This is a genomic window from Agrobacterium bohemicum (assembly GCF_002896715.1).
Classification (GTDB): domain Bacteria; phylum Pseudomonadota; class Alphaproteobacteria; order Rhizobiales; family Rhizobiaceae; genus Agrobacterium; species Agrobacterium bohemicum.
The window spans coordinates 340882-362757 of sequence record NZ_PGEL01000028.1; the positions used below are offsets into that span (position 1 = coordinate 340882).

Here is a 21876-nt window from a genome sequence, read left to right on the forward strand (position 1 = left end):
ATGATGCGATCTTTCGCATCTGGTTTTACGCGTCGGAGCGCGGACATTCCTTGACCAAAATCAAACGGCCAATTTGCCTCAGCCCTTCACGGCCTCGACCCAATGACGGCGGCAGAAGGATACGTANTTTTCATTGCCCCCGACATCGATCTGCGCGCCTTCCTTGACGACTTTACCCTCTGAATCAAAACGTGCGACCATCGAAGCCTTGCGGCCACAATGGCAAATCGTGCGGATTTCCCGCAGTTCGTCGGCAATGGCCNAAAAGCTCTCTGGACGCGGGGAAAAGCTTGCCCTGAAAATCAGTGCGCAAACCATAGGCCATGACGGGAATGCCCAGCTTGTCGGCAATGTCGGCCAATTGCCAAACGTGATGCTCCGACAGAAAATTGGCCTCATCGATGAAAACGCATGCAACACTCTCTTCAGCGGACAGGCGCTGCACTTCGGCGAAAATATCCGTGCTGTCATCGAAGACCAGCGCGTCGGACGAAAGCCCTATGCGTGACGCCACCTTGCCGATCCCTGCGCGACTATCGAAGGCTGCCGTGAAGATGACCGTGCGCATGCCGCGCTCGTGGTAGTTATAGGATGCCTGCAACAGCATGGTGGATTTGCCAGCATTCATTGCCGCATAGTTGAAGTAGAGCTTGGCCATCATGCCCTCCGCGTCGCTTATTGAGGGTCTTGTGCAGGTTGGGCGATGCAAAGGGCAAGAGTGGAATGACGAAAAACACAGTTTTCGCAATCCGATCCGCCATGTTGCATTGCACAATTTTCTGCGCGCGTCGCAAACGGCACCGCAAGGCACGCAAACAAGCACTAGTTGATTACGCGTCGAAGATATTGATAATGGTTAGGGAACTTAAAAAACAGGGAGTAAGCAATGCTTGCAAAAAATCACCGCTGTCTGGCCCTTGCCGCAGCAGTTTCTGCAATGGCCCTCTTCACCAACACTGCCTCTGCCGCAGAACCGGCAAGTTGCGGGACGGTCCGCTTCTCTGATGTCGGCTGGACCGATATCACAGCCACCACGGCCACCGCCTCCGTCATTCTGAAGAGCCTGGGCTACGAAACTGATGTGAAGATTCTTTCGGTTCCCGTCACCTACACCTCCCTGNAAAATAAGGATATCGACGTTTTCCTCGGCAACTGGATGCCTACAATGGAAGGCGATATCAAAGCCTACCGCGATGATAAATCTGTGGAAACGGTGCGCGAAAACCTGACTGGCGCGAAATACACATTGGCGACCAATACGAAGGGTGCCGAACTGGGCATCAAGGACTTCAAGGATATCGCAGCCCACAGCGATGAACTGAGCGGCAAGATATATGGCATCGAGCCGGGCAATGATGGAAACCGCCTGATTTTGGGCATGGTTGNAAAGGGTACATTCGGCCTGAAAGACTTCCAGGTCGTGGAATCTTCCGAACAGGGCATGCTGGCACAGGTTGCCCGCGCTGAAAAATCCGGCGACCCAATCGTGTTCCTCGGCTGGGAACCCCACCCGATGAACTCCAACTTCAAACTGACCTACCTCACCGGCGGTGATGACGTGTTCGGCCCCAACCTTGGCGGTGCGACGATCTACACCAACGCCCGTGCAGGCTATGTGCAGGAATGCCCGAATGTTGGAACGTTCCTGNAAAATCTGCAATTCACACTGCCCATGGNAAATGAGATCATGGGCAAGATTCTCAATGACGGCACTGAAGCTGAAGCTGCAGCCACCGAGTGGTTGAAGGCCAATCCCAAAACCATCGAGCCATGGCTTGCAGGCGTAAAGACCAAGGATGGCAGCGAAGATGCGCTGGCCGCTGCAAAGAAGAATATCGGCCTCTAGCCTTTGAAGACTCTGCATTGAACCCGTCTTCCGATCTCATAAAGGGTCGGAAGACGATCACGACTCCGTTCACGAAAGGTTTGTTCTTACCGTGGAATGGCTCAGCGCTTCTCAAAATCGTTTACCGATCGGTCGATATGCCAAGGAGGCTGTCGACTGGTTGACCGGAAATCTTTCTTTTTTCTTTGATTGGCTATCTTTCANTTTCGAAAGCGTGATCAACGCTGTCCTCTATGTCTTACAGGCACCGCATCCGCTTATCATCGTTGCCATTTTAACGGCACTTTCGGCGTGGCTGCGCCGATCCATCGGCATGCCGTTGTTTACCGCACTCGGGTTGCTGCTCATCATCAACCTTGGATATTGGAAGGCGACGACGGAAACCCTAGCTCTGGTTCTGGCGGCCAGTGCTGTCTGCATGGTCGTCGGCGTTCCGCTTGGCATTCTCGCTGCACGACGCAAATGGGTCTACGCCTTCATGCGGCCGGCCCTTGATCTGATGCAGACAATCCCGACATTCGTCTATCTCATTCCAGCACTCGTGCTGTTCGGCTTGGGAATGGTTCCAGGGCTGATTGCAACGGTCATCTTCGCCCTGCCTGCACCGATCCGCCTCACTCGGCTTGGCATCATTTCCACCCCGCCCGCCCTTGTGGAAGCTGCCGTCGCCTTTGGCGCGACACCATCACAGGTGCTGCGAAAAGTGGAATTGCCTTTCGCCACGCCGCAGATCATGGCAGGGCTGACGCAAACCATCATGCTGTCTCTGTCCATGGTGGTCATTTCCGCACTTGTCGGCGCAAACGGCCTCGGCGTGCCAGTGGTACGGGCTTTGAACACCGTCAATATCGCCATGGGTTTCGAGGCCGGGCTTTGCATCGTCATCGTTGCGATCATTCTCGACCGTCTTTTCCGCTTACCTGGTTCGGAGGATGAGGGATGAGTGATGCAATCATATTTGNAAACGTCGACATCGTTTTCGGCAGCAACCCCGGTCCGGCACTGNCCCTGATAGATGCAGGCCGAACCAGAGCAGAAATCAACACGGAAACCGGCCTTGTGCTGGGCGTGGCAAATGCCTCGCTGACGGTGAAAGAAGGGGAAATTCTCGTTTTGATGGGGCTTTCCGGCTCGGGAAAGTCCACGCTTCTGCGCGCCGTCAACCGGCTGGCACCCGTCGTTCGCGGCAATGTCAGCGTAAAAACGCCGTCGGGCTATATCGATCCCTACNAAACATCGACAAAGGCGCTGCGTGATCTTCGTATGCACACGGTCTCCATGGTGTTCCAGCAGTTTGGACTGCTGCCATGGCGCAATGTGGCCGACAATGTCGGGTTCGGTCTCGAACTCTCAGGCATGCCCGATGCCGAGCGCAAAAAGCGCGTGGCGGAACAACTGGAGCTCGTCAATCTCTCGGATTGGGCAACACGCAAGGTGGGCGAATTGTCCGGTGGCATGCAACAGCGTGTGGGGCTGGCGAGAGCCTTTGCCACCGGCGCACCGATACTGCTGATGGATGAGCCGTTCTCGGCACTCGATCCCCTGATCCGCAGCCGTCTTCAGGATGAACTTCTGGAATTCCAGAGCCGCCTGAAAAAGACCATCCTATTCGTCAGTCACGATCTGGATGAAGCTTTCCGGATCGGCAACCGGATTGCGATGATGGATGGCGGACATATCATCCAATGTGGGACGCCTCAGGACATCGTCAAAAACCCGTCCAATCAATACGTGGCCGATTTCGTGCAGAACATGAACCCGATCACCATGCTGACGGCAGCAGATGTGATGCGCCCNGGCGTGACGGCTGAAAACGCCGGACTGTCTGTTTCCGGCACCGCACGCCCAAACTCACCATTGGTCGATATTCTGGACGCACTGGTAAAACAACCAGGCGCGATCGGGATTGTCGACAACGGTTCGGTCGTGGGGACTGTTTCAGCAGATGACGTGGTTCGTGGATTGACACTTCATAGACGAAAATAACACAGATGGCTGCGGGGTGGGATACTGCCCCGTTGCCGCAAATCCCAAAACACGGCAATTTTTCAAATTGAACCGTGATGAGATGGAGTCCCTTGAGACCGTTCGCCCCCGCCGAATCTGTCAGACTGCTTTCCACTTTTTTTACCAAGTGCGAAATTTAGGGGAAAGACACGAAAACTCAAAAATGCTCGCTCATACGTTGCGTCTAANTTTTTTGGTACGAAATTCCTATTTTCGTTAATTATACNAAAAAAATAACAACNAAGGATTTTAAGATTCACTAAAATAGAATTTTTTACTATTTTAGTGAAGAGGTGACGAAAACATTAGAATTTTATATATCTCTAATAAAGAGTAGGCTGTACCTTAGATTTAGGTATATACAACGATAATACCGAATCGATACACTTAGCTCATATAAAATTTCGATTTGCCATTGAGATGGTCCGAGCAGGACTTAACTCAGGAGAAGTAAGAATATGAATACAGAATCGCTATCAGAACAGTCCAATGCGGCAGCTGGTCTTCTCTCCGCAATGGCAAATCCAAAACGCCTGATGATCCTGTGCAGCTTGGTCGAAGGTGAAGTACCGGTCGGCGTACTCGCAACACAGGTTGGCCTCAGCCAGTCTGCTCTCTCCCAGCATCTCTCCAAACTGCGCGCCCAACGCCTCGTCAAGACACGTCGCGACGCACAGACGATCTACTATTCCAGCACGTCTGAATCGGTGNAAAAAATTCTGGCGACGCTCGAAGGCATTTACTGCGCACCTGCAAGCACCGAGAAAACAGCTGCCTNAATGATAGCGCGAACATCGGGNTTTGCTCAGCCTCACGAGAGCTGTACGCGCCCTGATGAAGCAACGTAAAACGCCACGTTTCCTCTCGACACGTGGCGTTTTCAATAATGTCAGGTAGCAGGCTGCATCTGCATTTTGAGACTGGCCGCCGCCTTGGCATAGCCACCCTCCCCGCCATCGACAAAATGCATGTGGTCTTTCGACAGTGGTGACGGCACGATACAGGTCATAAGAGCCGTATCCTGCTCGTGCAGACCATACCAGCACACACCTTCACGCGCAGCGCCTTCCAGTCTGGCCTTGATTGTCTTCATACGCTCCGGATCAACATCCACCGTCATCTTCAGCCCATCGTCGAACTTGCGGAAATCGGTGTTGCTGGCGACAGAACGCTTGTATTGAACAGGGTCGAAACGCCCGGCAGGCTTGCGAAGCACGTAAAGCACCGTGATGATCGCCGTCTGCAACAGCACCCATGCGCCTTTACGGATCTGCGATATCCTGTCACGGTAAGCGGAAAGGGCACGGGCTTCCAGAACCATTCCTTCCCGAATGAAACCCAGCGGTGGCCCGTCGACTGGAACAGGATGCCCGCCACGCCCGTCTTCGTTGGCAAGTGCTACGATTTCGGAGACAATGTCCCGAAAAGCGGCGGAATCGCCCGTCGGACCAGGAATGGCTATAATCGACACCACCTTCCCATGGGTCGTCTTGATAGGGTTCCAGCGGCAGGAAAGGCCTGTCAGGTCAGGACGTTCGCCGCGACCGGCAGCATCAACCAGATAGTGGCCCTGCTTCATCTGCTCGTCGGCCCAATGATTGCCCCCACCGGAAAACATGGCATAGGACACATCCTCGCTCGCCTGAAACCGGGCAACGCGCACATCGAAACCATGTTCGCGAATGACGGAGAGCGGAACGATGGCCGCTCTAAGCGTCAGGCCGATATCGTCAGCCACCCAGCTCTGCACCTTTGACAAAGCCTGCCGGGCTGCCTCGACCTGATTTGGAGGGACCGCAACGGCTGCACCATCGCCGCCAAAGACAAAGGGCAAATCGTGCCGATCGAGAGCATTGAGAATACCGGAAATGACGCCAGCACCTGCCATGTTGACAGCCTTGTACCGCCCTTTATCGATTGCACCGGTGGAGTCGATAATATCGGCAAGCGCCAGCGCCCAGCCCTCAGGCAGTGCACGGTAGAGCATCGGGTCTGCTACATCCTCGAAATGCAGGAAGACCGGAAGATTGCTCAGGAACTCTTCGTCTGGCGATGTCATGACGGCACTATCCTCCTGCGCGAGATGAAAAGCCAGATGCGGGCAAGGAATTCAGTCGGTGTGAGAGTGGGTCTGCCTTGCCTTCACAGATGATTTACGTTGCTGAGCCGGCTTTGGATCAAACATGGCTTGCGCAATCGGCTCTGGTGGGTATGAACCGGGACAGGACGTCGGAAATCAAACATGGAACGACACCTTGTCGTCGGGCGGACCGGCTGATTTGCGCTGTCTCAAGCGCGCCCGGTTAGCGACGGTAGATTCGGGATAAGACCCAACCCAAGGAGAAACTGAAATGAAACTCAAGATTTTATCCGGCCTCACGCTGGCCGCATCGGTCGCTTTCGCACCGCTGGCCCACGCCGAGATCGTCATCGGCCTTATCGCGCCGCTGACCGGCCCGGTCGCGGCCTATGGCGCACAGGTGAAGAACGGCGCGCAGACGGCGGTAGACGTTATCAACAAGAATGGCGGCATTATGGGCGAGCAGGTCGTTTTGAAACTGGCTGATGATGGTGGCGAGCCCAAGCAGGGCGTTTCAGCTGCCAACCAACTGGTTGCCGAAGGCATTCGTTTCGTCGTTGGCCCTGTCACGTCAGGCGTAGCCATTCCCGCGTCCGACGTGTTTGCCGAAAACGGCGTGCTGATGGTAACGCCAACCGCAACAGCACCTGACCTTACGAACCGCGAATTGTGGAACGTGCTGCGCACCTGCGGTCGTGATGACCAGCAGGCGGAAGTAGCAGGCAAGCTGGTGCTCGCACAGCTGAAGGATCGCCGCATCGCCATCATTCACGACAAGGGGGCTTACGGCAAAGGTCTGGCTGACTCGTTCAAGAAGACGCTGAACGACGGTGGCGTAACCGAAGTGTTCTATGACGCACTGACGGCAGGCGACAAGGATCTCAGCGCGCTGACCACCCGCCTGAAGTCAGAAAATGTCGATGTCATCTATTTCGGCGGTTACCACCCGGAAGCAGGCCTTCTGGTGCGCCAGTTGAATGATGCCGGTACTAAGGCAACCGTCATCGGCGGCGATGGCCTGTCCAACTCCGAGTTCTGGAGCATCGGCGGCAACGCTGCTGCCGGTACCATCTTCACCAACGCTGCCGACGCCACCAAGAGCGCAGACTCCAAGGCCGCAGCAGATGCACTGACCGCCGCCAATATTCCAGCGGAAGCCTTCACGCTGAACGCCTATGCAGCCGTTGAAGTGCTGAAAGCCGGGATCGAAAAGGCAGGCAGCGCCGAAGACGCAGAAGCCGTAGCCAAGGTCCTCAAGGCAGGCGAGCCCGTGGCAACGGCCATCGGCAAGCTGACCTACGGCGAAACCGGCGATCTGACCTCACAGGCTTTCTCACTTTACAAGTGGGAAGGCGGCAAGATCGTCTCTGCCGAATAATCACTACGGAGTTGAAACCATACGACCGGGCGCGACCTTCGCGCCCGGTTTTGTTTTACGTGCTGGACAAGCGCTCCGCTCGTCTGGCTTACTCAGTTTCAACGGCAGAATCGAAATGAGGTACAACGTGGCTTCGACACTCGAACGCAAGATCGATCAGGGAACAGGTCGCGAGAAGGCCGACATCGTGCTGAGAGGCGGACGCTTCTTCGATCTAGTCACGGGCGAACTCGTTGTCTCCGACATCGCGATCTGCGGCGACACCATCATCGGTACATGCGAGGGCTATGAGGGTGTCGAGGTCATCGATATCACTGGCAAGATAGTCGTGCCCGGCTTTATCGACACGCATCTGCACATCGAATCGTCTCTGGTCACGCCGCATGAATTCGATCGCTGCGTCCTTCCCTACGGTGTCACGACGGCGATCTGCGATCCGCATGAAATTGCCAATGTGCTGGGCGTCGAAGGCATCCAGTTCTTTCTCGATTCCTCGCTGGAAACCATCATGGACATCCGGGTCCAGCTTTCCTCCTGCGTTCCCGCAACGCATCTCGAAACATCCGGGGCCGATCTGCCGATTGAAAAGCTGCTACCGNTTCGCGGCCACTCAAAAGTCATCGGCCTTGCCGAGTTCATGAATTTCCCGGGCGTCATCCACAAAGACCCGATCTGCATGGCCAAGCTCGAAGCCTTTCAGGGCCAGCATATCGATGGTCACGCGCCGCTGCTATTGGGTACTTCCCTAAACGGCTACCTGTCCGCTGGTATCCGTACAGAACACGAATGCACGACAGCCGAGGAAGCGCTGGAGAAAATCCGCAAGGGCATGCACATTCTGGTGCGGGAAGGCTCCGTTTCCAAGGATTTGCACGCGCTGATGCCAATCATCACCGAACGCCTTTCTCCTTATCTGGCGCTATGCACGGATGATCGCAATCCGCTCGACATCGCCGAGCAGGGTCATCTGGACTACATGATCCGCACAGCAATTGGGGCAGGTATCGAACCACTGGCCATTTACCGTGCCGCTTCGATTTCGGCAGCCAAAGCCTTCGGATTGCGCGATCGCGGACTGGTTGCTCCCGGCTGGCGCGCCGATCTTGTTGTCATCGACACGTTGCAGAACTGCAAGGCCAGCATGGTGTTTTCCGCGGGACGCAGAGTGACGAAGGAGCTTTTCGCCACCCGCAAACCCATCGCGCCGGTGGGTCTCGATAGCGTCAAGGCACGCCCCGTTCTGGCATCGCATTTCGGCGTTCCAGTCACAGAAGGCGAAACGCCCGTGATCGGCGTCATGCCCGGTAAGATCATCACCGAACACCGCCGCTACAAACTTCCATCGGATGGCAACCAGACAAGCGTCGATCTGGACAACGACATCATCAAGGTTGCAGTCATCGAGCGCCACGGCAAAAACGGCAACCATGCCAACGGTTTCGTGCAGGGCTTCGGCCTGAAGAAAGGCGCGATCGCCTCGACTGTCGGGCATGACAGCCACAATATCTGTGTCGTCGGCGTCAGCGAGGACGACATGGCACAGGCCGCAAATCGCCTTGGTGTTATCAAGGGCGGGTTCGTTGTCGTGGAAGACGGCAAGATCACGGGTGAAATTGCCCTGCCCGTTGCAGGTCTAATGAGCCTTGAGCCCTATGAAATCGTACGCGACACGCTGCACAAACTGCGCAAGGNCGCCTACGCGCTCGGCACGACACTGGAAGAACCTTTCCTCCAAGTGGCCTTCCTGCCCCTGCCTGTCATTCCACATCTCAAGATTTCAGACATGGGCATGGTGGATGTCGACCGGTTTGCACTCATAACATCAAGTCAAGCTTAGCAAACAGGGAAGTATATTTAGAATACTCATATTAAATTAAGACAGTTGCGTTAGATAACAAGTTCCGAGGATGGAGCATAGCGATCGAGGCAATCTGTGACTGTAACGAAGATCGACAAAACACAACTTAAAGTCGGCATGTTCGTTGAAGCTATAGAGGGTACGTGGCACAATTCATCAACCTTGGGAAGACGTTTTACGATCCGTTCGGGCCACGAGATCGATATTATCCTCAACAGCAATATCAGCGGTGTCTTCATCAACACGGCACTGGGACGAAATACATCGGGATCGTCTCTACCTTCGGGTGCGAAAAATATCGCAAACGCGACCAAGCAGGATCGATTCGAAACGGCAACGAAAATTCAGGGGCACGCTGCTGAAACCAAATCGTTGATCGTCGATATTTTCGAGGGCAGAGCCGTCACTGTCGAGGCCTTCACGCCGCTGATTGATGACGTTGCGCGAACGATGGAAGAAAACCCGTCGCTTTATATCGGCATGTCACGCCTGCGATCTCGCGATAACGCCACATTCGTCCATTCACTTTCTGTCGCAGCGTTGCTTCTTCATTTCAGCAGATCCTTACAGATGGACGAAGAGACCGTTCAGCATTTGTGCGTGGCTGGACTACTGCACGACATCGGCAAGCTTTCCATCCCGAAGCAGGTTCTGCAAAAGCAGGGACCACTGAACGCAGCAGAACGCAGTATCGTTGAACAACACCCCGGCCTCGGTTACGAACTGCTGTCGACAAACCTGAACATGCCAACACTGGTACTCCAGATCTGCCGCTCCCACCACGAGCGACTGGATGGCAAAGGATATCCCGACAGGCTGCAAGCCGACGCCATCAGCAAGGAAGTGCGCATGAGCACCATTTGCGACGTCTTCGACGCTTTGACCTCCGCCCGCTCATACAAAAAGGGCTGGTCATCGCAACAGGCGCTCAGCTGGATGATGTGCCGCGAAGAGCAGTTCGACAAAGGCCTCATGTGGCAATTCGTCCTCAGCCTCGACCCTGAGATGACGAAGGGTANTTTGTAAAAGCGCGCTACCGAAACAGCACGCTCAAGAGCTAGGCAATCCGGCAGCAAAACACGTCAAGCCCATCCAGCTTCACCGTGCCTGCGTCAAACAACGGCTGNAAACCAGGCATGGACAGGACTTCGCTGATCCTCAGATCAGCAGGAATCAAATAATCCATCGGCTCCCGCGTCAGGTTGAAGACGAACAGCAGACGTTCGTCACCCTTGTTGCGCGTAAACGCCAGCAAATCCTGCTGCGTATCCAGAAACACCATATCGCCATCGCGCAGCGCGTCGTGGNTCCTGCGGAATGCCAAAACCGCCTTATAATGGTTCAGCACCGAGTCCGGCTTGCGTTCCTGTCCGTCTGCCGCCAGCATGGCGTGGGCGTATGGCACTGGCAGCCATGGTTTTTCGGCAGTGGTGAAACCCGCATTGGGATGTCCGGTTTCCCACACCATCGGTGTGCGGCATCCATCGCGGCCCTTGAAGGCAGGCCAGAAGCGAATGCCATAGGGATCACGCAGATCTTCGAACGCTAGCTCCGCTTCCGTCAGCGCCAGTTCCTCGCCCTGATACAGGCAGATGGAGCCGCGCAGCGTGGCGAGCACGCTGCAGGCCAGTTTGGCAACGCGTGTCTGTTCTTCACTGTTTTCAGCAAAGCGGCTGAGATGACGGATGACATCATGGTTGGAAAAAGCCCAGCAGACCCAACCATCCGTCACTGCTTTTTGAAAACCACTGACCGCACTGCGGATATGGTTCGCGGAAAATTCTCCACCCAGAAGATCGAACGTATAGCACATGTTCAGCTTGTCGCCGTCAGCGGTGTATGACGCCACTGTCTTCAACGAGCGAGCGCCATCGCCGACTTCACCCACCGTCATACGGCCCTGGTACTCATCGAGAAGCGCCCGAAAACGCTTGAGAAATGCAATATTTTCGACCTGAGTCTTGTCGTGGATGTGGCTCTGCATGCCGTAAGGATTGACGTCCGGTGCATCGAGACCGGCGTCATCGCTGTCTGGTTCGTGCGGCGGGTTATCGCGCAGCAGCTTGTCATGGAAATAATAGTTGACTGTATCCAGACGAAAACCGTCGACGCCTCGCTCCAGCCAGAACCGAACGGTCTCCAGCAATGCATCCTGAACCTCGACATTGTGAAAATTCAGGTCCGGCTGCGAGCCGAGGAAATTGTGCATGTAATATTGCTTGCGGACGCCGTCCCATTCCCAGGCCGGACCACCGAACACCGACAGCCAGTTGGTGGGCGCTGTGCCGTCCGGCTTCGGGTCTGCCCAGACATACCAGTCGGCTTTGGGGTTCGTGCGGCTAGCGCGACTGTCCTTGAACCATGGATGCTGGTCGGAAGTATGAGAGATGACCTGATCGATGACGANTTTCAGTCCCAACCGGTGCGCTTCGGCAATCAGCGTATCGAAATCCGCCAAGGTTCCGAACATCGGATCGACATTGCAGTAATCCGAGACATCATAGCCCATATCCGCCATGGGAGACGTGAAAAAGGGCGAGAGCCAGATGGCATCGACGCCGAGGGACGAGATATAGGGCAGGTGTTTGGTAATGCCCGGAAGATCTCCATAACCATCACCGGTCGTATCCTGAAAAGACCGTGGATAGACCTGATAGATTACCGCCCCCCTCCACCAGTCTGCATGTTCTGCGCCATCAGGGGTGGAGGCATTCGGGTCTGACATAGGCAATCTCCAGTGAATTTGTGCAGAGCATATAAAGCCCACTTCAATTCGTAAACGGCAATCGCGTTCCATTCGTCTGCCATCTCACTCATATGATGACTTGCACTTGCCAGCTTCTATCAGGCGTCGTAAGCGAAAGGTCACATACGGGAGGCATTGGAATGGGTGGACGGTTTCTTTCTATCGGTGAATGCATGGTGGAACTCTCGCAGGCAGGAGACGGTCTGCTGCGCAAGGGATTTGCCGGCGATACGCTCAACACCGCATGGTATGCCCGCGCCTGCCTGCCCGCCGACTGGACCGTCGACTACTTTACCGCACTGGGCGATGATCCGCTCTCCGAGGAAATGCGCAGTTTCATTCAGGCAGCAGGTATCGAAACCGGCAACATCTCACGCATCAAAGGTGGCACGCCGGGGCTCTACCTGATCAACCTGAAAGATGGCGAGCGCACCTTCAGCTATTGGCGCAGCACATCCGCTGCCCGCCAGCTTGCGACCGACGCGGACCACCTGCGCGGCACGATAGAAGCCGCCGATCTCATCTATTTTTCCGGCATAACACTTGCCATCCTCGCAACACCCATGGCCGTCGATACATTCCTGTCAGAGTTGCGCCGCGCCAAGGCAGCGGGCAAACATGTGGTGTTCGATCCAAACATTCGCCCGCGCCTATGGGCCGACAAGCACACCATGCTGAGCATCATCACCGATGGCGCCCGAGCCGCGACCACTGTCATGCCGAGTTTCGATGACGAGACGGGCAGTTTTGGAGATGCCGATATCGAAGCGACGATAAAGCGCTATCGCGGGTTGGGCGTCGCCAATATCGTTGTCAAGGACGGCGAAAAGGGCGCGACGCTCGATTTCGCCGGACAACGCAGCCATGCACCCGCCGTCAAAGCAGCATCAGTGGTGGATACCACCAGCGCGGGGGATAGCTTCAATGGTGCATTCCTATCGAAACTGATCACCGGTAGCACACCTGCTGACGCCGCCACGTTCGCCGCCAAAGCTGCGGCAACCGTCATCGGCCACCACGGCGCACTCATCGATCCCGGCCTGCTACCCCGCAGTTGAATAATCGGCTGACATGATGCTGTAACACGCCTGTCGCATACACGCGAAGACCCGGCACATATCGGGATTCGCAAATGCGCGAGCGGAGGTCGGCACGTCATGACCAAAATAACCATTGTTACAGATGCATGGCATCCGCAGGTCAACGGCGTGGTGCGCTCGATAGAGAACACCAATGCCGAACTGGAACGCATGGGCGTCGAAGTCTGCATGGTCACGCCGCAAAGCTTCCACTCCATCCCCTGCCCGACCTATCCTGAAATTCGACTATCCGTAGCCGGTTATCGCCGCGTTTCCAAAGAGATCGAGAAAAGCCAGCCATCCTACGTGCATATCGCCACCGAGGGACCACTGGGCTTCATGGCGCGGCGCTGGTGCATAAAGCACGGCATGCGCTTTTCTACGAGCTACCACACCCGCTTCCCGGAATATGTCGCGGCGCGTTTTCCAGTTCCCGAAAGCTGGCTTTATGCTTTCGTGCGGTGGTTCCACAACGGTGGCAGCGCCTGCATGGTGGCAACGCCGAGCCTCGAGACAGAACTGGATGCGCGCGGGGTCAAGAACCTCAAGCGCTGGAGCCGTGGCATCGACGCCGCTTTGTTTCACCCGCGAGAAAAGCTGGCACGCCCCTTCGACTTGCCTCGCCCTATCTTCATGACAGTCGGTCGCGTCTCGGTGGAAAAGAACCTGCCTGAGTTTCTTGACCTCCACCTACCCGGCTCAAAAGTCGTGATCGGCGATGGACCGGCCCGCGCCGAGCTTCAGGAAAAATATCCCGATGTGCACTTCACGGGCATCAAGACCGGTGAAGAGCTGGCCGATGCCTATGCGCAAGCCGATGTGTTCGTCTTTCCATCCAAGACCGACACTTTCGGCAATACGATACTGGAAGCGCTGGCAAGTGGCGTGCCCGTGGCGGCATTTCCCGTGACCGGACCTATCGATATTCTCGGTGCCCACCCCAAGGCTGGCGCGTTGAACGCGGACTTGCGGACTGCCTGTATGGATGCACTTGAATGCTCTCAGGAGGCGGCGTTAGCGCTATCCAAAACCTATTCCTGGGAAAAGGCTTCGCGGCAGTTTCTGGACAACGTCACATCCGCTGCCAGCAGTGGCCTAACCGAGTTCGGCTCCCGGAAGGGCAGCCGCGGTGGAAATATCATGAAATTCGACGCNTTTTCCAGATAGGCATGTGGACGAATGCGGGCAACACTGTCACAAGACGCGTCGGGACGCGACCGCCGCTATCTTTAGAGCGGGGTCGGGCTGCTGATTGACGTCAGGCGGCTGCCGCGGGTTCACGCTGGCCGTCCTTATTCATCCCCAAATTACCAGCTTCCGACCAGCGAATTACCCGACAACGGGATCGTTGTGGATTGTCCCTTATCGTCGCTGACCGAAATCAACGATTGTATCTGCTTCGGAGACTTGCGGAACCAGCCCACCGCGATCGTTGCCAAGTCGCCAATCATTGCCTGTTTGCGCCAATCGGCAAAACGCCGCGCCGACGCCTCCGGTTCGGACTTGTAGAAAAAATCGCCGGATTTCGCGAGATCATTGATGGATGGTGCCATGGATGACAGCGGNTTTTGAAACATCTTCGACGGCACGGCGAGATCACGCGCCGCCTGCGTGAACGTAGGTGCCATGAAGTCAATGGCCCACCCATCCGCCTCCACCCAGCAATGAAAATTCTCACCAGCCCCGGTCACATGGCCATCGTCGCGATGATCCGCAAACAGGATGCGTTTGCCATCNAAATTATAGGCAGCCAACCCACCCTTGGGCTTTGCCTTGACCTTGTAATGATGCTCCAGAATGAAGGCACCGAAGGTGCTGAAATACATGCTGGCGGTGGCTGGATCAGCATTTTCATTGATCAGCAGGCTGTTGATGACCCGGTAGATGCGGTGATAATCGGTCTGCTTGATCAGCATGGGNTTTACCTGAGAATTAACAGTTCAATGCGACATCAATCGAAAAATGGGTGCAACTCTCCCAATTTATCGATGAAGCTCGACAACTCCTCGGCCGTCATCCTCGGGCTTGACCCGAGGATCTAACGAGCCACAACGTCCAACGCAATGGACCCACGGGTCAAGNCCGAGGGTTATGAAAGGTCACTTCATCGAATCAGAAACCGCAATCACCGCTTCTTCTTCGCCTTGCTCTCGAACGGATTGTCCGAACCACGATAATGGACGCGGATCGGCACGCCGGGCATGTCGAAGTCCTTGCGCAGATTGTTGACGAGATAGCGCGTATAGGATTCGGGAATGGCTTCCGGACGTGTGCAGGAAACCATGAAGGCCGGTGGGCGGGCCTTGACCTGCGTCATGTATTTCAACCGCAGGCGGCGACCGGATACTGCCGGTGGTGGGTGTTGGGTAACCTGCGCGTCCAGCCATTTGTTGAGCTTGGCTGTGGAGATGCGTCGGTTCCAGATCTTGTCGGTGTCCACAATGCTCTGCATCAGCCGGTCGAGGCCGTAGCCAGACTGGCCGGACATCGGCACTGCGCGAATGCCACGCGCCTGCGGCAGCAGACGCTCGGTCTTTTCGCGCAGGTCTGCCAGAAACGCTTGCGGGTCTTCCACAAGGTCCCACTTGTTGAAGGCGAGCACGGCNGCGCGCCCTTCACGGATCACCAGATCAACGAGCTGCAAATCCTGCTTTTCGAAGGGAATGGTGGAATCGAACACGATCACGACGGTTTCGGCAAAGCGGATGGAGCGCAGCGAATCCGCCACCGAAAGCTTTTCCAGCTTCTCGATCACGCGCGCCTTGCGGCGCATACCTGCCGTATCGAACATCTTGATGGTACGGCCGCGCCAGTCCCACTCGACTGAAATACTGTCGCGGGTAATGCCCGCTTCAGGTCCGGTCAGAAGGCGCTCTTCTCCGAGATAGCGGTTGATGAGTGTGGATTTGCCAGCGTTCGGACGACCGATGATTGCCACGCGAAGCGGCTTGGTTTCGTCGTAAACCGGCTCTTCTTCTTCGTCATCGTCCTCACCATCTTCGCCACGGGGTATGATGACATCCGTTTCCGCCTCGTCAAAATCATCCTTCGGAAACGCAACTTCTTCACCGATGGCCGCAACGATAGCGTCGCGCAGGTCGATCATGCCCTGGCCGTGTTCTGCCGAAATGGGGCAAGGCTCACCGAGACCCAGAGTATAGGCATCGTAAAAGCCGCCGTCTGAACCGCGCGCTTCGGACTTGTTGGCAACCAGCACCACCGGCTTGCCACCACGGCGCAGCATTTCCGCCAGCGTCTTGTCGGCAGGCGTCAGGCCGAACTTGGCGTCCACCACAAACAGCGTAAGATCGGCCTCGTCTATGGCCTCTTCCGTCTGCGCCCACATGCGACCTTGAAGCGTTTCCGGACCGGATTGCTCCAGACCGGCGGTGTCGATGATGGTGAAGCGCAAATCGATGAGCTTCGCATCACCGGGACGGCGGTCGCGGGTCACGCCCGGCGTATCGTCAACGAGCGCCAGTTTCTTACCGACAAGGCGGTTGAACAGCGTAGACTTGCCGACGTTGGGACGCCCTACGATGGCGACGGTGAAACTCATGGGGAAACCCTAACTTGAAACTACGGCGCGAACTTACGCTGCCTTGCCGGATGCGGCAATATTGTCGAGCATGATCTGCGCGCGGCTGGTGACGTTGCGCGGAGCCTGTGCATCAGAAATAATCTGCTGGAACCATTGCTTTGCCTTGACGAAATCGCCTGCCTTGTAAGCGGAAAGACCAAGCGCCTCACGTGCGGAGTTGCGCATCGCCTGCCCCTCGCTCGACAGCACTTCCGCCTGGGCGGAAACCTGTTCGTATGTGCCGGTATCAACCAGCAGCCATGCGGCGCGCACCTTGGCCGTATCGCGGNAAACCTGCGGTGCGGATGTATCGTTGCCGATGGCGGTGAAGGCTGCGATTGCGGCGGCTGCATCGCCCTTCTGGGCCAGAAGCGTGGCGGAGCGGAACTTGGCCAGCACCGGGTAGGAGCCATGACCGGCCGTTTCCAGATCGGCAAGCGCCTTCAGCGCCTCATCATTCTTGCCTTCAGCAGCAAGCTTCAGCGCGCCCGCGAACTGATCTCCGGAAGCCGATGCGCGGTTGCTGTTCCAGTATTCATAGATGCCGGCACCAGCCGCACCAAAAACAACCAGCACCGCAGCAATGATGACGACAATTCCGTACCGTCCCCAGAAATTGCTCATCTGCTCCGAGCGGATCTGCTCGTTCACTTCGCGGATGAAGGTATCATTCTCGTTCGCCATCGAATTCTCCATTACCCGCACCGGAACCGTCACCGTTCACCCGGTCTGCGGACATGCCAAAGCCCTTTGCCGAGGCCAGCAAAAAGGCCAACCACGGTCATTGGTCGGCCTTCTAGCCTANTTTCCCTTATATGTAAGGGGAAAACTCAATTTCTTACATTGCGAGTGGCTGAACGCCGATCAACCATTCGTGCAGCTTCCAGATGAAAGCGGCCCACAATGCAATGCCCAGCACCACGGCAACGATGTCGTAGCGTGCCGACACGAAAGGACGTGTGACGACCTCGCCCGCCCTCGCACGGCGCTTCAATGAAATGCGCATCACCACACCCCACGCCAGAACGGAAACGAAAAGCAGCACAGAAGATGTCTCGCCATTGGCGAGAAGATGGGCCAGCGCCCAGATTTTGACGGCCAGAACAAGCGGGTGTTTGGTTTTAGTGGCGATGTGGCCAGCAGGCAAAATGCTGGTCACGAGACAGATCATCGAAAACACCATGAGCGTCAGGGCGATGTGGCTTGTCCAGATGGGTGGCGAGTAAAGGACGCCCGTAACCTGTCGTGCCTGGTCAAAGGCATAGGCGACAAAGGCGACCTCAACGATGGNAAAGAGGGAATAGATGCCCTTCCACGCCCCCTCGCCCATGCGCGAGATCATGCCGTTGCGAAACGCTGGTGCAACGATCTGAAGCGAATGGGTACCGAGAAGTAAGACAAGAGAGAGAATAAGCAGTAGCATGAATGGCCCCTTGAACGTGCGGCGCGAAGTGTGAAGCAGTGTGAGGATATGCTTAAAACAACCACGCCAAAGCGCCAGCATTAATCTGCGATCGCTTCTCGCTTTAGACACGTGTCTACGGATTGATAAGAGCGATCAGTCCGAAATCGCCAGAGAAATCAAAGCTTCGCCTTATTGCGGCGTCAAGAAGCAACACCTTTTGAAAATGTGGTCATAATGTTGCGTGCTCTAACTCTTCTCACCTTATCTCTTACCTTCGCGTCGCCCATATGCGCGCAGACGTCGGAAAAGCCNAAACAGCTGGTCATAGTTTCCTTCGATGGCGCGGGCGACAATTCGCTGTGGGAGAGAAGCCGCGCAACGGCGAAAGAGGTTGGTGCGCATTTCACCTATTTTCTCGCCTGCACACTGGTGATGGATCGCAAGACCAGTGCCAAGAGCTATCAGGGACCGGGCAAGAAAGCCGGACGCTCCAATGTCGGCTTTGGCCAATCCGTGGAGGAAGTTGAGGCGCGTTTGCNAAACATCTGGGCAGCGAAACAGGAAGGCCACGAAATTGCCAACCACACCTGCGGCCATTTCGATGGTGGTGACTGGAACGAAGAGCAATGGGATACGGAATTTACCAACTTTACCAGCACGATGGAAAACGCCTGGCAGATGATCGGCAAGAAGGACGAGGAACCACAAGGTTGGCGTGACCTCGTCAAGGGTATCAACGGCTTTCGCGCACCCTATCTCTCGCAGAGCGATGCACTGACGGCGGCGCAGAAAAAACATGGCTTCATCTATGATGCAACCAGCATCACCAAGGGTCCGGCATGGCCGGTCCAGAAAGACGGCATCGAACATTTCGGCCTGCCGCTGATTCCCGAGGGCCCAAGCAACCGGCCCATTATCGCCATGGACTACAATCTCTTCGTGCGCCATTCCATGGCCATCGNAAACAGAGAGAGATCAGCCGAATTCGAAGAGCGCGCCTATCAAGCCTTCCGCGCCGCCTTCGACAAACAATATGACGGCGAGCGCATTCCGCTGCAGCTCGGCTTTCACTTCGTCAAGATGAATGGCGGCGCCTATTGGAACGCCTTCGAGCGGTTGTTGCGTGACGTGTGCAAACGCGAAGATGTCGCTTGCGTGAGTTACGCGCAGGCAATGCCGATGATCGAGGCAAGGCGAATGCAGAGGCCCNGGGGATAATGGGCGTCTGGTTCTGAAATNAAAAAAGGTGGCACATGGCCACCCTTTTTGTTTCACGTCGGCTTGTTGGCTGCCAACTCACCATCTTCAGCTTCCCGCTTCAAATAGCGCTGGTCGATCTCCGGTAGGGGCTTATCGTCAATCGCGGCTTCGAAGGCCTTCAAGCGTTTGTGGATGGAAAGCAGTTCGATGATCGTGGTCCATGAATTGACCAGATACTGGAACGAATTGCTGACCTGACCGAACGCAGTGGCGATCTGCTGGTAGATGCCGTAGGTGATTTTACCTGCAACAATGGTTGGAACAAGCATTAGAAGCAAAAATACTGCATCTGCCTGGATGTAGAAATAGCGCGCTACGTTAAAGTAGAGATAGTGCCAGTACATGCGGAAATAATTCTTCCGGACATTTCCGAACAGTTCTTTTACCGTCACTGGATCTGCGCGCTCCGCATGGTCTTCTCCGTAGACCAGCTCCTTACGATAAGCCGCTTCAACACGTTGATTTCGGAAATTCAAACCTGGCAGTTTGATGCCGACCGTTGCCAGCAAAATCGTACCGAAGGCTGACCAGAGGATCGCAAGCCAGAAAAGAGCATGCGGTACTTCGCCGATAATTGGCAGTTCCGACACATAGCTCGATAGCGCAAACAGGATCGGGAGAAAGACGACAAGCGTCATCACAGAATTGATGAGCGTGATACCAAGCCCTTCAACCGTTGCAGAAAACCGCATCGTGTCTTCTTGCACGCGCTGAGACGCGCCTTCAATATGGCGGAGCTTGTCCCATTTGGACATGTAGAAATTGTTCATCGCTGTGCGCCAACGAAAAACATAGTGGCTGGTAAAGAAATCCGTCAGGATCGATACTGCCATGCTGAAGAACACAAGCTTAGCAAAAACGATCTGCAAACTGTAGAAATCCCAAGCAGTTATCCCTGGCTGCTTAGAGAGTGCATTCTGGAGCAGGTCACCAAAAGGTCGCCTGAAATTGTTGATGACCACACTGACCTGAACGCCGAAATAGGTCACTGCGATGATTAGTAGCGACCCCCAAATGGACCAGTATTTCCACGGATGCTCCCGCGCAGCGACGGTCCAAAACGCACCGAATAAGCCAAGGCAAATAGTAAGATACGCGTAGAAATACAAATTTGCAGGAACGATGAAATAGCTGAGGTCGTACGGTTCCTGCTCAGGCATCGCGTATCCAAGCGAATCGCCAAGTGCCTGAAACACGAAATACCAGCCGAAAATGGCAACAAACGCCCAAAGAACGGCAGACGTGAAAAACAGGTTTGGTTTTGGGAAGAAGGAATGAAACACGTTACAAACTCTCGCGAGTTGGGGTCAGCCATTATTGGCGAAGCAGTTTGGGGGGAAACTAGGCCAGAAATTTGTGCACAGCAATGAGACAAACGCTAACTTACCAAGATGTAAGACAGGGCGCTGCATTAACCCTCAGGTATTTTATGAAGGCGACCGTATCAACATCGGTATCATCAGGGAAATACTGCACACGAGAACGATCACTGCGAGAATAGTCGGCGCCGTAAAGCTTCCGGTCATCTGCGCTACCCAGCCTGCGACAAGTGGCCCGATAATCTGCCCCGTGCCGAAAGCAGCGGTCATGAAGGCGAAGGCGCGGCGTGGGCTTTCTGCAGNAAATTCACGCCCCAACTGAAGGCCGTAAGCAGTGATGACCATAAATGTCAGACCGAGAAACAGGCCACCCACGAGGACGCCGAAAACCGGCGGCAGCGTAACCGACGCCAGCACCCCGACGGCCTCAACGCCAAGCGCAATAACGAAAGCGTGCTTCAATCCCACGGCGCGCAACACGGGCTTCCAGACAAAAAGCGAAACAGCAGCGGCGCAACCAGTAACGAACCATGCCAGAAACTCTACCATCGCTCCAGCCGCAGCCATGCGCGCAATCGTCACGATGAATGTGGCCGTGATAACGTAGCCAAAACCAAAAAGGCCATAAGCGAGTGTCACCAATGCCAGTGGCATGTGCCAGCGGATGGGCGGCTCGGCCCTCGTCTCAGCAAAGCGAGGCGGGCCATCAGGCAAAATCCGCCACACGAATGCCAAGGAAAGCAGGGTAAAGACGCCGCCTGCGATCCACTCCTCGCGCCAAGAGACAGAACCGGCATCGAACACCACACCAATCAAAAACACCAGAAGGGAGGAGATGGCGATACCCGTACCGACACCGCCAAAATGCAGCGCCTGTATATAGTCCTTCCCGGCTTTGGCGGCGTGACCGATGACAATCTGCGACGTGAAGATCATTGTCAGAGCGCTTGCCACGCCTGAAAGAAACCGGATGACCGTGAACGCTTCCAAGGAGCTGACGGCTGCCATTGCAAACAACAGAAGCGCCGTTGCGAACAACCCGGAGAGTGCGACAAGACGCTCTCGCCCCGTTCCCCAGGAATAAGCGGCAAGAACAGCACCGGTCAGATAACCGGAAAAATTCCCCGCAGCGATGATGCCCGCCTGCCCCGCCGAAAGCGGGATATCCGCCATCATGCCTGGCAGGATCGGAGTAAACGAGAAGCGGCCGAAGCCCATGGCGGACGCCATCGCGAGTGTGCCGCNAAAACCGAGCGCGAGCGCCCGACCTGCGGGCATATTGTCATTGGATGTCATGTGCCGCTTATTCCAGCGTCGC

Annotated in this window: 17 protein-coding genes and 2 pseudogenes; 10 read left to right on the plus strand and 9 right to left on the minus strand. The window is 55.7% G+C overall.

Features of this window, described 5'->3' with window-relative positions:
* Window positions 1-78: 78 nt before the first annotated feature.
* Window positions 79-658: pseudogene (locus tag CUC55_RS20285) on the minus strand (thymidine kinase).
* Between the two features lie 228 nt (window positions 659-886).
* Between CUC55_RS20285 and CUC55_RS20290 the strand changes: the two are divergent.
* From CUC55_RS20290 to CUC55_RS20305, 4 genes and pseudogenes are all read left to right on the plus strand, one after another.
* Window positions 887-1846: a choline ABC transporter substrate-binding protein gene (locus CUC55_RS20290; protein ID WP_103088961.1), complete on the plus strand. Its 960-nt coding sequence runs from the start codon at window positions 887-889 to the stop codon at window positions 1844-1846.
* A gap of 91 nt (window positions 1847-1937) precedes the next feature.
* A complete protein-coding gene (gene choW, locus CUC55_RS20295) occupies window positions 1938-2789 on the plus strand; it encodes a choline ABC transporter permease subunit (protein WP_103088962.1) in 852 nt (283 codons plus the stop codon).
* Entirely contained in the window at window positions 2786-3832 is a 1047-nt protein-coding gene (gene choV / locus CUC55_RS20300; RefSeq protein ID WP_103088963.1) for a choline ABC transporter ATP-binding protein, read from the plus strand. The genes choW and choV overlap by 4 nt, the downstream gene beginning before the upstream one ends.
* 479 nt (window positions 3833-4311) lie before the next feature.
* Window positions 4312-4626: pseudogene (locus CUC55_RS20305) on the plus strand (ArsR/SmtB family transcription factor); the annotation flags it as partial.
* 116 nt (window positions 4627-4742) lie between these two features.
* Here the strand turns inward: CUC55_RS20305 and CUC55_RS20310 are convergent.
* Window positions 4743-5912, minus strand: a complete 1170-nt coding sequence (locus CUC55_RS20310; RefSeq protein ID WP_067644846.1) for a DUF3095 domain-containing protein — start codon at window positions 5910-5912, stop codon at window positions 4743-4745.
* A 292-nt stretch (window positions 5913-6204) separates the two neighbouring features.
* On the opposite strand from CUC55_RS20310, the gene CUC55_RS20315 reads away from it, so the two are divergent.
* The 3 genes from CUC55_RS20315 to CUC55_RS20325 all read left to right on the plus strand — a co-directional run bounded on the left by CUC55_RS20315 (window position 6205) and on the right by CUC55_RS20325 (window position 10195).
* The gene (locus CUC55_RS20315; RefSeq protein ID WP_067644843.1) at window positions 6205-7311 is read left to right on the plus strand and encodes an ABC transporter substrate-binding protein; all 1107 of its coding nucleotides are present in this window, start codon (window positions 6205-6207) and stop codon (window positions 7309-7311) included.
* A 127-nt stretch (window positions 7312-7438) separates the two neighbouring features.
* Window positions 7439-9148, plus strand: a complete 1710-nt coding sequence (gene ade, locus CUC55_RS20320) for an adenine deaminase (protein ID WP_170063927.1) — start codon at window positions 7439-7441, stop codon at window positions 9146-9148.
* A gap of 96 nt (window positions 9149-9244) precedes the next feature.
* Window positions 9245-10195: an HD-GYP domain-containing protein gene (locus CUC55_RS20325; RefSeq protein WP_157940985.1), complete on the plus strand. Its 951-nt coding sequence runs from the start codon at window positions 9245-9247 to the stop codon at window positions 10193-10195.
* 31 nt (window positions 10196-10226) lie between these two features.
* Here CUC55_RS20325 and bglA read toward each other — a convergent pair whose 3' ends face one another.
* Window positions 10227-11894, minus strand: a complete 1668-nt coding sequence (gene bglA / locus CUC55_RS20330; RefSeq protein WP_103088967.1) for a beta-galactosidase BglA — start codon at window positions 11892-11894, stop codon at window positions 10227-10229.
* Between the two features lie 161 nt (window positions 11895-12055).
* On the opposite strand from bglA, the gene CUC55_RS20335 reads away from it, so the two are divergent.
* Window positions 12056-12973 carry a sugar kinase gene (locus CUC55_RS20335; protein WP_067644834.1) on the plus strand — a complete coding sequence of 306 codons (918 nt, stop codon included), beginning with the start codon at window positions 12056-12058 and terminating at the stop codon, window positions 12971-12973.
* Window positions 12974-13072: 99 nt separating this feature from the next.
* Window positions 13073-14161, plus strand: coding sequence for a bifunctional monoglucosyl/glucuronosyl diacylglycerol synthase (locus CUC55_RS20340; RefSeq protein WP_082760151.1), 1089 nt, complete (start codon window positions 13073-13075; stop codon window positions 14159-14161).
* A gap of 140 nt (window positions 14162-14301) precedes the next feature.
* On the opposite strand, the gene CUC55_RS20345 is transcribed toward CUC55_RS20340, so the two are convergent.
* The 4 genes from CUC55_RS20345 to CUC55_RS20360 all read right to left on the minus strand — a co-directional run bounded on the left by CUC55_RS20345 (window position 14302) and on the right by CUC55_RS20360 (window position 17997).
* Window positions 14302-14910 carry a DUF2026 family protein gene (locus CUC55_RS20345; RefSeq protein WP_103088968.1) on the minus strand — a complete coding sequence of 203 codons (609 nt, stop codon included), beginning with the start codon at window positions 14908-14910 and terminating at the stop codon, window positions 14302-14304.
* A 209-nt stretch (window positions 14911-15119) separates the two neighbouring features.
* Complete coding sequence (gene der / locus CUC55_RS20350) at window positions 15120-16553, minus strand: ribosome biogenesis GTPase Der (RefSeq protein ID WP_067644828.1); 1434 nt, start codon at window positions 16551-16553, stop codon at window positions 15120-15122.
* 33 nt (window positions 16554-16586) lie between these two features.
* On the minus strand, window positions 16587-17258 hold the full coding sequence (locus CUC55_RS20355; RefSeq protein WP_103088969.1) for a tetratricopeptide repeat protein: 672 nt from the start codon (window positions 17256-17258) through the stop codon (window positions 16587-16589).
* Between the two features lie 154 nt (window positions 17259-17412).
* The gene (locus tag CUC55_RS20360; RefSeq protein WP_103089214.1) at window positions 17413-17997 is read right to left on the minus strand and encodes an NnrU family protein; all 585 of its coding nucleotides are present in this window, start codon (window positions 17995-17997) and stop codon (window positions 17413-17415) included.
* 216 nt (window positions 17998-18213) lie between these two features.
* Here CUC55_RS20360 and CUC55_RS20365 point away from each other — a divergent pair, with 216 nt between their 5' ends.
* The gene (locus tag CUC55_RS20365; RefSeq protein ID WP_103088970.1) at window positions 18214-19197 is read left to right on the plus strand and encodes a polysaccharide deacetylase family protein; all 984 of its coding nucleotides are present in this window, start codon (window positions 18214-18216) and stop codon (window positions 19195-19197) included.
* A gap of 53 nt (window positions 19198-19250) precedes the next feature.
* On the opposite strand, the gene sbmA is transcribed toward CUC55_RS20365, so the two are convergent.
* Together sbmA and CUC55_RS20375 are read right to left on the minus strand one after the other, a co-directional pair.
* Window positions 19251-20522 (minus strand): peptide antibiotic transporter SbmA, encoded by a 1272-nt coding sequence (sbmA, locus tag CUC55_RS20370; RefSeq protein WP_067644819.1) that lies wholly within the window; start codon window positions 20520-20522, stop codon window positions 19251-19253.
* Between the two features lie 144 nt (window positions 20523-20666).
* The gene (locus tag CUC55_RS20375) at window positions 20667-21854 is read right to left on the minus strand and encodes an MFS transporter (protein WP_103088971.1); all 1188 of its coding nucleotides are present in this window, start codon (window positions 21852-21854) and stop codon (window positions 20667-20669) included.
* Window positions 21855-21876 lie beyond the last annotated feature (22 nt).